Source organism: Dyella sp. BiH032 (genome assembly GCF_031954525.1).
Lineage (GTDB): Bacteria > Pseudomonadota > Gammaproteobacteria > Xanthomonadales > Rhodanobacteraceae > Dyella_D.
In genome coordinates this window covers 4,876,251-4,888,717 of record NZ_CP134867.1, presented here as the reverse complement: position 1 = coordinate 4,888,717, position 12,467 = coordinate 4,876,251, and the positions used below count along the sequence as shown (strand labels likewise).

Genomic DNA, 12,467 nt, shown 5'->3' with positions numbered 1-12,467 from the left:
CGGCATCCATGGTTGTCAGCGTTTCGGATAGCGTCGCTTGACGTCCTGGCAGGATTCCATCCATTGCCGCACTTTTTCAGGCAGCACATATCCGCTTTGCTGCAAGGATTCGGCCAGGGCGAGAACGGCGTCCAGCTGGTCGCCTGCGTCGGGATAATGGGCGCGGCGAAGGGCGCGATAGTCAGATTTGTGGTGAATTTTCATAGTCGATGTCGGCCTCGAAAGGAAGGAAGGGAGGCAGCGCCACCGTGACCCGGTAACGCCCCGGATGTTCGAACGACAGCTCGACATCGGAGCCGTCAGCCACATGCGAGCTGTCTTCCACGCGGATCGTCGCCCCCGCAGGCACTCCCGAGAGACGTGTGCCATCGACGTGTACATCCATGGGCGCGCGTTGCTTCACCTCGCCGCCTAGCTGGTCATACCACTGGGTGGCGGCGTCGTGGTCTCCTTCCAGGACGCCCGCCGCACCCATGAGCTTGCCGGTGAGCGCCGCGTCGTCGCGCGAAGGGAAGGCGAGCTCGGCAATGAAGATGCCGCGCTCGTCGTAAGCGGAATAATTCATCGTTTGACTCCCAGGGCGAGAATGGATGCGCCGGTGAAGTTGGCCTGGATGAGGTTCGAGTTGGCCGAGAGCACCACCGTATGGCTGCCTGGGCCAAGATCGAGCTGTTTGGACAGCTGGATCTGCGGGGGCGTCAAGCCCGACGCGTAGAAAGAATCCACCTGCTGGCCATCCACATACAGAATGGCCTGGCACCACGAACCGGATGTCCCTGAGCCGAAGAAGAACGTGGTGCCGATGATCGAGAATGATGTCGTCACGTCGACATTGAACGTCGCCACCGCAACGTTGCCAGCCGGAACCTGCGCGGCATTGTTCTTCACGTAGACCGGGACGGTGACGGCGTTGTTCTGAATCCTCAGCGTATCGATCTGCGCCGTGCCGATCTTGGCCGTCGTGATCGTGCTATCGGCGATGAATGCCTGGTTGATGAACGTCTGTCCGTTCTGAATGACGAACGGCGCGGACGTCTGGCCATTGGATACGTTGACCAGCGCAAGTCGATCCGCCTGGAACAGTACCTGCGACTGATAGCTTCCATCTGACTGTTGTTCGACGCCAAGGCCGAAGCCAGCGCCGTAGATGCGGCCTTGAGCATCGACCTGCGCGCGCAGCGTATAGGCCGCCGCGACCTTACCCCTCAGATCCACGAGCGACTGGCTCGCCTGCTGAACCGAGGCCGTAGTGCTGTTTACCGACGCCTGTACCGTATCGACCCGCGAGGCCATCGCCATGTTGCCAGCCTGCGCGGAACTGAGCTGTGACCACACGCCGGCATAGCGCGTGTTATCCCCGGCAAACAAACTTGCGTCTCCGGCCATGTCAGGCGTGATGGATCGGATGGGGCCGAGCAAATCCTGGCCCAGCGCGCTTTGGTTAATCTTGCCGGCGAAATAGGTGTCGTACTCGGACTGATTGACGCTGCTCTGGCCCTTAACGCCCGCACCACTCGGATAAAACGCGCCGATGTTCCCGCTCTTGTCGACCAATCTTGCCCAGAAGTAGAACGATACGCCTGCCGCCAAGCCGTCAAGTTCCAGTGCGTCCTGCGGATAGGCAAGATCCGCGAACTTGATCGCCGTGCTCAGATCGGGCGACGCCGAACGCCAGATCTCCGTACGCAGCGTATCCTCCGCGCCGGCAGGAATGCTCCAATCGAGGTGGATGCCGAATACTTTGGAAGTGGCGGTGAGGGCAGTGACGGCAGGCGGCGAGCCGGTTTTGCCGACGACATCGGAGAGCGGGGATAGCGCTGGTGGCGAGGCGATGCCGCCGGGGCTGATGGCGCGCACTCGCGCGACATAGCTGCCGGTGTAAATTCCCAGCACATCCAAGGCAAGGCCACCGGTCTGTCCGGCGCTCACCCACTCCCCGTCATTGCGCCGCCATTCGACCTGGTAGTTGATGGCGCCTGGGGCGCTGTCCCAGGCGATGGTGAGCACATTCGTGGCGATCCCCTGCGTAATCACCACATGCCCATCCAACCGCACGTTCGCCGGCGCTGCCTGCGTCGATGCCGGCAGCGAGCTGATCGGTGGTACCTGGATGATCGCGCCGTTGTCGATCGCCTCGAACTTGGCGGGCACGTGCTGCAGGGCGGTGATGGTGAAGCTGATGTCGCTGGAGGATTTGTCCTCGGTCACCGACAGCACGCGATAGGTCTGCGCGGCGAGGGTATCGCTCTCCACCACCCAGACGGACTCCGCGTCCGGCTGCGCCGAGAAACCCGGTCCGGCCACCGATAGCTGTGCGCCGTCGATGGCTGTGATGGCTCGTGTCTCCGAGACGCCCGTCGGCAGCATCACGGTGAGACGATCGCCTACCGCCACTTGCTCCGGCGCCTTGTCCACCGTCACCACGGTGCTCGTTGCGGCGTGGATGCGGCCGCCTTGGCGCTTGCCGGCGCGGGCGGGATCGGTGACGCGGATGATCTGACCCGGCGCGGCGATCGTGCCGTCCATGCCCACCTTGAAAGTGACAGTGTCGGTTTCGAGTCGTGAGGTCAGCAGCACCCACTGGCCTGCACGCTGCGCCTGCGCCTGCGAGGCGCAGCCGAACGCGGTGAGCGTGGCCTGCTGGATGCCGTATCGAGCGAGGCCGGCGCGGTCTTCGACGTATTCGACCTTGGCGCGGTAGAAGTCGGAGGGGTCGTTCCAGGTGACCAGCGCAGTGGTGTAGCGCGTCTTGCGCGTGCTCGCCGCATAGGTGAACTGGCCGCCGATCACGTTCGCCGCGGTATAGGCATACACCGGGTCCGCCGGCATATCGGCCGACGCCGTGATCGCGCCGCCGGTCCAGTAGGAGATGCCGCGGAACACGCTGGCCAGGTCGCTCAGCAGCTTGTACGCGTCGCTGGCGGTCTGCAGGAACACGTTGCAGGTAAAGCGCGGTTCCGTGCCGCCCTTGCCATCGCTCACGGACTGGTCGCAGTACTGCGCGATGCGATACAGCTCCCACTTGTTCACCTGCGCGGCGGTGACCAAATGGCCCAGGCCGTAGCGCGGATGCGTGGACAGGTCGTAGTAGATCCACGCCGGATTGTCGGTCCACGCCGGCTTGAAGTTGCCGTCCCAGACGCCGCTGTAGGTGCGCGCCAGCGGGTCGTAGTTGCTCGGCACCTGGACGATGCGGCCCCACAGATCGTACGCGCGACTGGGGATGTTGCTGAACTGCGCCGCGTCGCCGGAGATGCCCAGCAGTGCGCTGTTGGGATAGCGCAGCTTGGCGTCGATCACCTCGGTATAGCTGTCGATCGTGGTGATGTCCGCGATCGCCGAGCTGTTGGCGTTCGGCGTGATGCGCGTGACGCGGACGTTCCAGCCGCTCTGCGCCGCCGGCAGGTCGATGCGGTGGCTGCGCTGGTACTTGCTGGTGGTCTTGCCGGTGATCGCGCCGGTATAGGCGAGCTGGTACGCACCATCGTCGGTCTGCACCTCGATCTTGTACTGCACCGAGTAGCCGTTGATGTCGCCATTGGACGTATTGGCCTTGGACAGGCCCGGCACGCCGATGGTCACGCGCACCGCCGACAGCGAGGTGTTGCTGAGCGAGCGCACCCAGGGCGTGCTCTGCTTCAGCTCCACGCCGACGCTGATTTCGTTCTCCACGGCCGGATAGCCGGGAATCTCCTCCTGGTCCTGCGTGCCCGTGCGCGTCTCCACATGCACGTTCTGGAAGTTGAGCGAGCCGTCCGGGTTGGCCAGCGGCGTCTCGTCCAGATAGATCGATTGCAGCCCGTTTACCAGGCCGCCGATCTCGCCTTCGCTCACCAGGTCGAGGATGCGGAAGTAGGCGATCGAGCGCAGGCTGTCCGGCGACTCGACGGGCGTGCGCTGCTTGCTGCCGCCCTTGGCGCCTTGAAGGGTGGAAGTCATGTCTACCTCTCGTAGAAGTTCTTGGGATGGCGGCCCAGCAGGTTGATGCCTGCACTCACGCCCGAGGTGGCCGGCGCGTAGTCCTCGGCATGGATGCCTGCAGAGACCACGGCGGAACCGACGATCATGCGGCCATAGAGCACGGGTACGGGGTTGCCTTGGGCCTGCGTGTTGACGGCGCCGTTGAAGACGTAGCTGGGTTGGTTGTCGGGGCGGTCGCCGGACTTCAGTTGTCTTGGTTGTGGCGATAGCAGCTGCACTACACCACCGGCGATCATCGAAGCGCCCATCGCGGCGATCGATGAGCCAATAGGGCTAGCCGCGCCGAAACTCCAACCTGCAATGAAGCCACCGACTACGATAAGAACTGCGCCCAAGACAATATTGAAGACGCCACCATTCTTGCTGCCGAGAAGTATGGGGGCGATGCGGATGTCATCTGCGCCTGACGGTGAAAGAAGCTCGTCATGCGAAAGGTTCTTCTTTCCCACGAAGATCGCGAAGCCAATACCTCTATCCTTCGCCTGAGCTAGATACGAACTGAAACCCTTGATCTGCGAACACAGCGCTGCGATGGCTTCGGCCGGTGTATTGCTATCAAGAGCCAACCTGTATACACGACCGAACTTACTGCCTAGCTGGCCATAAAGTCGTACGTTCTTGAGTTTGGACATGCGTTTTTCCGGGCATAAAAAAAGCCCGCGCTAGGCGGGCTTTTTGGACTGGAGGAAATGGACCTCAGGTGCATTTATGGGCCGCGTCGATGCGCTTGCTCTTCCGGCCACCAAGGTCGAGGGCTGCCTGGGCATAGACGGCGATCTTCGAGCCCGTACTGGTGGCTTCGATATCGGCCACTTCAGAAGGGACACCATTGGGTGGAGAGACTACGGTAAAACGAGCACCTGCCGATTGAAGCGCAGCACCGTTGGCTTCTAAGCCAATCCTCTGATCCTCCCAGCTACCGCGAATGCAATCAGCCACCATCTGAGCTGGCTTGGTGCTGACCCAGTTAGCGATAGGTGCTCGGGTGCGAAGGTCGGCGACATTGGAGCATGCGGTCAGAAGCAACATGCCTGCATACAGAAGTCTTCTCATCTTCACTTACCTGCCTTGGCCTAGGTAAGCCATAGTGTAACGAGCGATTGATGTCGTGCATTCAAGCCAGTACCCCCCATACACATCCCGACTCGATAACCGCCCATACATGTGGTGCAGCATCAAGCCATCGCCGAGATAGATACCTGCATGATTCGGCACCAGGTTGCGGCTGCGGATCTGCATCAGGATCAGGTCGCCGCGCTGGATGTCCTTGGCATCGACGGATACGAACCCCGCAGCGGCGAGGTTCTCCGTATAGAGGTCGGATCGACCGTCATCCCACCAGTTGTCATGCCGCTGTGGATCGGGCAGCACCAGTCCCCATTCGCGGGCGTACCAATCGCGGCACAACGTCCAGCAATCGAGCACGCCGTGGTGGAACGGCCGGCCGACCAGCGGCGCTTCGTAGCCGCTGGGCTCGATGCACGAAAGCTCGCCCGCGCTGGGCGTGTCGTCCGCATCGGGCGCCACCGACACGATCCACCATGGCAGGCCCGAGGCCTCGCAGGCCACGCGATCGCCTTCCGATGCGCACGCTGGCGCATCGGGATGCGAGTGCATGACGGCGACGATTTCGCCCGCTTCCTCGGCGTCCGCGTAGTCCTCCGCGGCCAGCACGAAGTGCTCGCTGGGCGTAGTGGCGAGATTGCGGCATGGCCGGTAGCGCTCGCGGCCCTTGGCCACCACCACCAGCCCGCAGGCTTCGCGCGGATAGTCGGCCACCGCGTGGGCGCGGAAGGCGTCGAGCGTGGCCGGGTTCATGTGCGCAGCAACCCCGCGGCGGGATAGCTGCCATAGGGCAACGGGTTGTGCTCGCCGAAGCGTAGCTTGCAGGAAGACAACCGCCCGCCGCACACGTCCAGTGCCGGATCGCTGGTGGGCGAGTCGTCGGCCTTCGCCACCGGCCCGCCGCTGTAGCCGCAGTATGGGCCGCGATAGCCGCCGCGCTGCAACCATGTGCAACTGTTGGCGATGATGGTGCGGCCCGGCAGCTGCTGCTGGCCGAAGTCCAGCGCGCTGGCCAGCTCGAACTGCACCACCTGGTTGGTCTCCGTGGCCTTGCGTTCCAGGAACCATTTGTCCGGCGGAAATTCCTGCGTCGGATCGGCAGTGGGATTGCCGTCGGCGAAGTTGTTCGCGTCTAGGTAGCGGCCGAAGGTGCGGTGGCGCACCAGCAGCGCGCCGACCAGGTCCTGGAAGGCCAGGCACAGCGCGGTGATACGGCCGTCCACGTTGCCCACGCTCAGCATGGGCATGGGCGGCTTGTCGGGATTGAGTTCGAAGCCCTCCGCCTGGATCGGCCAGGGCGAGTACTCCAACCCTTGCCACCAGATCGAACCGACCTGCGTATAGCCGTGGAAGCGCAGCACGTCGCCCGCGCCGCCGCCGGTGATCGAGCGCGCGTCCAGTTCGAACAGCTCGATCTCCGCGCCCGGCTCCAGCTTCTGGATGTCGGCGTAGATCGTCATGGCGCGAACACCTGCTGGAACGTGGCCGACAGCGTGTAGTAGCCCGCCGCCCGCGGCACCAGCGTGTAGCCGGCGCAGCGGAACAGTGCGGGTGCACCCAGCGGCGGCGTCCACTGGAACGACGCGGCGCCGGCATGCCGATCGAGGAAGTCCTTGATCGGCGACACATAGCTGCCGTCGCCGTCGAACGACAACGGCCAGCTATCGACGCGGTTGTTGATGCCGTCGGTGACGGTCTGGGTATAGCCGTCGCCGAACTGCGCGCTGCGCACGCGGAAGGTGGTCTGGCCTTGCGGCTCCACCTGGGGAATCCACCCGAAGACTTCAGGCATGCTGCATCCTCCACAAAATGCCGCCCTGGCGCTGCTCGCGCGCCATGACTTCTTTGACCTTGCCCTCCACCATCGCCGCGAGCTGGCGGCCGGCGTCGTCGCTCTGCGCCTGCGTGTCGCTCTGCGCGTTGCCGTTGCTGCCGACGTTGACGGTGATGCTGATCTGGTTGTTGACGCCGCCGCTGCTGTCACCACGGCTGCTGCGCACGCCGAGGCGTCCGTCCGGTCCGCGGGCGAGCGGCATGATGGCCTCGGGACCCGCTTCGCCCATCAGGCCGGTGCCGGTGGCCATAGGGAAGAGCGTGGGACTGTTGACGATGCCGCCGCGGGCGAAGGCGCGCAGTTGCGTGCCGCTTTGGAGGGCCATGCCTTTGGCGGCCATGGGGAAGTCGCTGAAGATCGATGCGGCATAACCACCCGTGCTGCCTCCGGACAGCGTGCTGTACTGGGGCATGGCCGAACCACCGCCGAACATGCCGCCGATGGCGCTTCCGATCCAGCTCAGCGCGGCTCCGGCCAGTTTGGAGATCTGGGATGCCGCGGCGTCGGCCAGCATCTGCCGCAGCATGTCGCGGAAGCTCTTGCCGACCTTCTTGAAATTACCGTCCAAGGTGTCGAACAGCATGTCACCCAATGAACCGCGGATCTTCTCGCCAGCCTGAGAAGCCAAGTCGGCCAGGAAATCCGTGCTCTTGGCGATGCCGTCTTGCTTGGCGGCTGTCGCCGCCGTGGATGCGCCACCGGCTGCCGCGGTGCCTGGGGCGGCAGTCGCTGCACCTGCATTGGCTGCTGGCTTAGCGGCGTCGCCTTTCGGATCCCTGGCGAACCCGCGGATGAAGTCGCCGACGTAAGGATTCGGCCACAGGCGATCCTTGCCGGCCATCGCGGCTGCCTTGGCGAATTCATTGGTAGTGGTATCGGCGAGTCCGCGTTTGAAGTTGTTGTAAAGATCGTCGCGCGCCTTCACGCGTGCCTTGGTGGCTTCCTTGCCGTCGGCGTTGAACGCGGCGACTACATCCTTGGAAAAATCATCCTTGAGCTTCTTGGTAGCGTCTTCGATGACCTTGGCCGTGGGTGCCATCGCCTTGGCGGTGTTCTTTGCGGCATCCTGCGTCGTCTTCGCCGCCCCATCCGCCGCCTTGCCGGCATCCTTCGCCGACTTCGTCGCGGCATCCACGGCTTTCTGCATATCGCCGAGCGACTTGCTTGCCTTGTTCAAGGCGGTCACGAAATTGTTGAGGCTGTTGCTGTCGATATCAGCCATCGTTGCGTATCCTGTCGAGCATCATCAGCGCCTCCACCTCCCAGCGGTCGAGCCGCCGGCCGGTGAGCTGCGTCCAATGATGGAGTTCGGTATGGGTGAGCGGCATGGGCAGTTGCGCCAGCCACTCGGCCAGGTAGGCCAGTTCCGCCGGGCACGCCGGGCGGCTGTCCAGCTCGGACGGCACACGGCCGAGCTGGCGTTGCACCGCTTCGAGGTGCCGGTGCAGCGGCTGGCCGCCCGCGCCGACGGGGCGGGCCAGCTGCTGCTCGGCCTTCAGCCAGTCGGCGAGCTGGCGAAGGCGTTCCCGAAAAAAGCCTGGTCGTCGGCGCCGGCGCGGTCGACCAGCTCGGCGATCTGCGGCGCCTCGCGCAGAAAGGCGCACACGTTGTCCGGCACGCAGGGCTCGTCGAAGCTCCAGTCCGACACCAGCGCCGCACGCACGGCGAGCAGGCTCTGCTCCAGTGCGGCGTCGAGTTCCGCCTTGCCCGCCTGCGCCATACGCGCGACTTGCTGCATGGCTTCTTCGCGCGCCTGGCGGAACGCGTCCGACCACTGGCTGCGGATCTGCAGCCAGTGGTCGGTGGGCGAGCCGTCGGGCAGGGTCAGCGCCACCCGGCGGCCATCGTTGGCGCGCTGCCGGATCGCGAACGCTTCCATCGTGCTCATGCGCCGCTCCGGGTGATGCGCAGGTGAGTGCCGGTGGTGCTGTCGTACAGCGCCTGGATCGGCAGCGACAGCGTGATCGGGCCGTCATTGGTCACGTCTGCCTGGCCGCCGGTGTACTTGATGCGCGGCAGGAACAGCACGTAGCTGTTGGCGCCGTCGGACAGCGTCAGTTCGAGCGAACTCTCGGCCTCGCCGATGAACTTGGACAGCAGCGAGCCATCGAGGAAGTAAGCGGTGAGCGTGCCGGTGAGGTTGCTGCGGCCGATGCTCGGCTGCAGGGTCTTGGCGCTGCCGATCACGAAGCGGGGTTCGATACCGTTGGCGAGGTCCAGCTTCAGCTCGGTCACCACGCCGATCACCTGGCCGCCTTCCTTGATCGCACCGCTCAGCGCATCCATCGGGCGGTTGGTGGGCGCGTTGGCATAGGTGGCACCGGTGACGGGCGCGGCGTCGATCGCCTCGGCCTGGCCGACCACGTCGAAGGTGACGTTGGCGATCGCGCCGGGCTGTACGTCGAAGTGCAGGCCGTTGATCTCGCAGCCCGTGTAGCGCAGGTACTGGCCGATGTCGGCGAAGTTGCGCTCCAGGGTGAAGCTGGTGCGCGCGGTGCCGGCGTTCAGCACGTTGGCATTCCAGCTGCCGCCCAGTGCGGCGGCGAACAGGTCGTCGTAGGCGCCATAGCTCAGCTCGCCCTGGATGTCGCCGCCCACCTGGACGGTGCCGTGGCGCAGGTCGGCGATCTGGCGGTCGCTGCGCAGTTCTTCCGACTGCAGCGTGTTCTTGGTGAGGGAGAGCGTGGTGCTCTTGTGGCGCAGCTGGCGGAAGGCCGGCGTGGCGGGCGTCGCGCCGTAGTTGGCTTCCGCGATATAGGCGAGGCTGTGGCGGCTGCCGGTGGCGATGGTCATGCGGTTTGCTCCTTGATGGAAAGAAAACGCGGCCGATGGCCGCGCAGGTGGTCCGAAGGACCGGTCGAACGAGGGAACGCGGCCGTGCCGATCAACCGTGGTCGGTCCATGCGGTCCACGCGACGCTGACGGTCATGCGCAGCCAGCCGTCTTTGCTGATCACTGCGGCGCGGCTGGTACCGTTCACTAGCACCGGCAGACCGTTGCCATCGAGCTGGCGGCCGGACTTGAAATAGGCGCGCAGCGCATCGGCCAGCGAAAGCAGGCGATCGATGCCGCCGCCGGGCGTGTCGTTGAGGTCGATCTGGAAGACGCCGCTGTGTCGGTCGTTGCCGGAGGCACCGAGGCTGCCTCCGACCACCGGCTGCGGGACGAGCGAGACCGCGGCCCAGGGTTGCCCCGAGGTCGGCGCGAAATCGCGGCCTTCGTAAGCGGTGGGCAGGTCGAGCGCGGCGGCCTGGTAGCCGGCGATGAGCGCGGCGTTGATGTTGGTGAAACTCATGGCGGGTTCCCGTGGCGGAAAAAGAAAAACCCGCCTCGATGGGCGGGTCGGATGCGTTGCGGTGCTGCCGTTGTAGCCAAATTAGCCGCGAAACTGCGGAAGCGTCACTTCCGCATGGCGGCTTGCGTCGGGTACGGCGATAGAAACAGCGTGCGTTCGGCGATGCGCCGGCGCAGCAGGCCCGGCAGGACACGGCCGCCGGCGTAGCGCCAGCGCTCGAACTCGGCCGCCGCGCCTTCCAGGTCACCGGCGTTGAGCTTGCGCAGCAATGTCGAACCGCCGAACGCTGCTGCGCCGAGATTGAAGACGAAGCTCGCTAGTGCATCGAAGGATGGCTGCGCGAGCGGCTGCATCACCAGGGCACGTACGGCCTCTTCGGCCGCGGCCAGGTCTTCGTGCAGCAGCGCTTCGGCTTGCGCTGCATCGATGCGCACCCCTGAGCGCACGCCTTCTCCGGTGTGACCGTAGCCGATGGTCCAGATACCCGCCGCGTCCAGATAGGCGCACGTGCGCAGGCCTTCGAACTGTTTGATCAGGGCGACGCCCAGCGGGCTGGTCTTCATGCGTGGACCATCCTTGAGCTGCGCATTCATGCGTCGATCCTCAGCACGCGGGCGAGGTTGCCGCGCGCCGCCAGGAGCAGCGCGGCAAGGACGAGGAAGATGCCCAGCTGCCACAGCGTGGTCTCGCCGCGCGCGGCATGGCCCAGCGCGATGTGGATGGCCTGACCACCGCTGCACACAATCAGCAGCCAGGCGCAGGCCGATACCCATGGGCGATAGCGCGCGCCGGGCGAGCGCCGGTAGGTGATCAGGCGCAGGCAGATCGACGCGCAGGCGAGCATGGTCAGCAGCTCGATCGGGTCACGCATGCGGACCTCCCCGGCTACGCAGCCAGGCCTCGAGGTCGAACGTGCGGCCGCGTTCGAGCAGGCCCAGGGTGAGCGTGACGCCCAGCGCCGAACCGAGGAACGCGGCCAGTCCCGATGCCTGCAAGGGCAGCCAGCGCATGACTTCGGGCGCGGCAAGGTAGCCCAGCGCGATCGAAACGCCGAGATAGGCGACGCGCCGCCACAGCGGCAACTCCTTGGACGAAACGACGAACAGCGTGGCGCCGGCGAACGCGCCGATCAGCGCGTTGCCGTCCACGCCGGGAAGCGATGCGGCGACGCCCAGGCTGGCGGCCGCCGCCATCGCCATGGCGGGTTCGGTCATAGTGGTCTCCAGAAAAGCGAAAGGCCGCGCGGAGCGGCCTGGAAGAGAGGGGCGTCGCGCCGTTGCGCGTAGGTAAGCGTGGCGTTCGCGCCGTTCGCTCATGAGCCCATGATGCGTATTTTCGTCGGAAAGTGCGGAAGCGTCGATGCCGCATCGCGTGCTTGTTTTCCTTTGCAATCGCTTGGACCGCATTGAGGCCACGGAACGATGGAAACAAGAAAGGCCGCACGTGGCGGCCTTTAGAGCAATGCATTTGGACGTCCAAAGTGCTCGTGCGCTCATTCGTCCATGCTGCACATTTTCCCTGGATATCGCGGAAGCGTCACTGCCGCACGCGACGCGCTTTCTTCATGCCGGCGCGAGCGCCCTTTCCAGCGCGCGTGCGCCACGCGTTTCCGCATTGGCGCACAGTGCCAGCGTCCATTCGTAGACCGGGCGCCACACGCGGCGATAGCCGGCCTCATCCCGCTCGATCATCGAGGCCCGCTTGCGGTCACTTACCGGCGTGCGGCCATGCCCCTCGCAGTGCTGGCAGACGAGCAGACGGTCGTGCACCCGCACTTCGCCTCGGCCTTCGCAATGGGGGCACAGGCTCGGCGTGGCCAGTTCGGCGAGCACCGCCTGCCGCACGGCCCGATAGACGGGGCCCACGGCCGGCCACTGCCGCGCCTTCACTTCGTCCAGTGTTTCGGTGGCCCGTTGCAAGGCGGCGCGCTGGCCGGAGCGGGTACCGTAGGTGCCGTCGATATCGTCCTCGGCCACGTGCACGGCCAGCCTCGCCGCTTCCAGTTCGCGGCGCAGGCGCATCCATTCGCGCAGCTGGGCTTCGCGCACGATGCGGTCCAGTTCCGCGCGCTGCAGCTGGGCGCCATCGGGCCACCACACGGTGCAGAGTACTTCGCGGGCGAGGCGATCCTCGATCATGCCCAGCGCGCCGGCGATGTCCTGGGGAGTCAGTTCGGGTTGGCCGCCGTGGTGGACCTCGAAGCGCGCGATCGAGGGGTTCAGGCGGGCCAGCAGCTTGCGTACGTTCATCGAAATGCCTCCCTGTTTTGCGATGGATGAAGCACTGGGAAGA

17 protein-coding genes are annotated in these 12,467 nt (G+C 65.1%); all 17 read right to left on the bottom strand.

What is annotated here, in order from left to right:
• Positions 1-15: 15 nt before the first annotated feature.
• The 17 genes from RKE25_RS21585 to RKE25_RS21505 all read right to left on the bottom strand — a co-directional run bounded on the left by RKE25_RS21585 (position 16) and on the right by RKE25_RS21505 (position 12,424).
• Positions 16-204: a hypothetical protein gene (locus RKE25_RS21585; protein WP_311840138.1), complete on the bottom strand. Its 189-nt coding sequence runs from the start codon at positions 202-204 to the stop codon at positions 16-18.
• The gene (locus tag RKE25_RS21580) at positions 182-565 is read right to left on the bottom strand and encodes a hypothetical protein (protein WP_311840137.1); all 384 of its coding nucleotides are present in this window, start codon (positions 563-565) and stop codon (positions 182-184) included. The genes RKE25_RS21585 and RKE25_RS21580 overlap by 23 nt, the downstream gene beginning before the upstream one ends.
• On the bottom strand, positions 562-3,939 hold the full coding sequence (locus RKE25_RS21575) for a host specificity protein J (protein WP_311840136.1): 3,378 nt from the start codon (positions 3,937-3,939) through the stop codon (positions 562-564). The genes RKE25_RS21580 and RKE25_RS21575 overlap by 4 nt, the downstream gene beginning before the upstream one ends.
• Positions 3,940-3,941: 2 nt before the next feature.
• Positions 3,942-4,613 carry a tail assembly protein gene (locus RKE25_RS21570; RefSeq protein ID WP_311840135.1) on the bottom strand — a complete coding sequence of 224 codons (672 nt, stop codon included), beginning with the start codon at positions 4,611-4,613 and terminating at the stop codon, positions 3,942-3,944.
• A 64-nt stretch (positions 4,614-4,677) separates the two neighbouring features.
• The gene (locus RKE25_RS21565) at positions 4,678-5,034 is read right to left on the bottom strand and encodes a hypothetical protein (RefSeq protein ID WP_311840134.1); all 357 of its coding nucleotides are present in this window, start codon (positions 5,032-5,034) and stop codon (positions 4,678-4,680) included.
• Positions 5,035-5,040: 6 nt separating this feature from the next.
• Positions 5,041-5,799 carry a C40 family peptidase gene (locus tag RKE25_RS21560; RefSeq protein ID WP_311840133.1) on the bottom strand — a complete coding sequence of 253 codons (759 nt, stop codon included), beginning with the start codon at positions 5,797-5,799 and terminating at the stop codon, positions 5,041-5,043.
• On the bottom strand, positions 5,796-6,506 hold the full coding sequence (locus tag RKE25_RS21555) for a phage minor tail protein L (RefSeq protein ID WP_311840132.1): 711 nt from the start codon (positions 6,504-6,506) through the stop codon (positions 5,796-5,798). Before RKE25_RS21555 ends, RKE25_RS21560 begins: the two co-directional genes overlap by 4 nt.
• Positions 6,503-6,838, bottom strand: coding sequence for a phage tail protein (locus RKE25_RS21550; RefSeq protein WP_311840131.1), 336 nt, complete (start codon positions 6,836-6,838; stop codon positions 6,503-6,505). Before RKE25_RS21550 ends, RKE25_RS21555 begins: the two co-directional genes overlap by 4 nt.
• Positions 6,831-8,102 (bottom strand): hypothetical protein, encoded by a 1,272-nt coding sequence (locus RKE25_RS21545; RefSeq protein WP_311840130.1) that lies wholly within the window; start codon positions 8,100-8,102, stop codon positions 6,831-6,833. The genes RKE25_RS21550 and RKE25_RS21545 overlap by 8 nt, the downstream gene beginning before the upstream one ends.
• Positions 8,095-8,307 carry a hypothetical protein gene (locus tag RKE25_RS21540; RefSeq protein ID WP_311840129.1) on the bottom strand — a complete coding sequence of 71 codons (213 nt, stop codon included), beginning with the start codon at positions 8,305-8,307 and terminating at the stop codon, positions 8,095-8,097. The genes RKE25_RS21545 and RKE25_RS21540 overlap by 8 nt, the downstream gene beginning before the upstream one ends.
• A 68-nt stretch (positions 8,308-8,375) precedes the next feature.
• Complete coding sequence (locus RKE25_RS21535; protein WP_311840128.1) at positions 8,376-8,768, bottom strand: hypothetical protein; 393 nt, start codon at positions 8,766-8,768, stop codon at positions 8,376-8,378.
• On the bottom strand, positions 8,765-9,673 hold the full coding sequence (locus RKE25_RS21530; protein ID WP_311840127.1) for a phage tail tube protein: 909 nt from the start codon (positions 9,671-9,673) through the stop codon (positions 8,765-8,767). The genes RKE25_RS21535 and RKE25_RS21530 overlap by 4 nt, the downstream gene beginning before the upstream one ends.
• 91 nt (positions 9,674-9,764) lie before the next feature.
• The gene (locus RKE25_RS21525; RefSeq protein WP_311840126.1) at positions 9,765-10,175 is read right to left on the bottom strand and encodes a phage tail terminator-like protein; all 411 of its coding nucleotides are present in this window, start codon (positions 10,173-10,175) and stop codon (positions 9,765-9,767) included.
• Between the two features lie 104 nt (positions 10,176-10,279).
• On the bottom strand, positions 10,280-10,768 hold the full coding sequence (locus RKE25_RS21520) for a lysozyme (RefSeq protein ID WP_311840125.1): 489 nt from the start codon (positions 10,766-10,768) through the stop codon (positions 10,280-10,282).
• Positions 10,765-11,046 carry a phage holin family protein gene (locus RKE25_RS21515; RefSeq protein WP_311840124.1) on the bottom strand — a complete coding sequence of 94 codons (282 nt, stop codon included), beginning with the start codon at positions 11,044-11,046 and terminating at the stop codon, positions 10,765-10,767. The genes RKE25_RS21520 and RKE25_RS21515 overlap by 4 nt, the downstream gene beginning before the upstream one ends.
• Positions 11,039-11,389: a putative holin gene (locus tag RKE25_RS21510; protein ID WP_311840123.1), complete on the bottom strand. Its 351-nt coding sequence runs from the start codon at positions 11,387-11,389 to the stop codon at positions 11,039-11,041. The genes RKE25_RS21515 and RKE25_RS21510 overlap by 8 nt, the downstream gene beginning before the upstream one ends.
• A gap of 348 nt (positions 11,390-11,737) precedes the next feature.
• Positions 11,738-12,424 carry a hypothetical protein gene (locus tag RKE25_RS21505; RefSeq protein WP_311840122.1) on the bottom strand — a complete coding sequence of 229 codons (687 nt, stop codon included), beginning with the start codon at positions 12,422-12,424 and terminating at the stop codon, positions 11,738-11,740.
• Between the last annotated feature and the right edge of the window lie 43 nt (positions 12,425-12,467).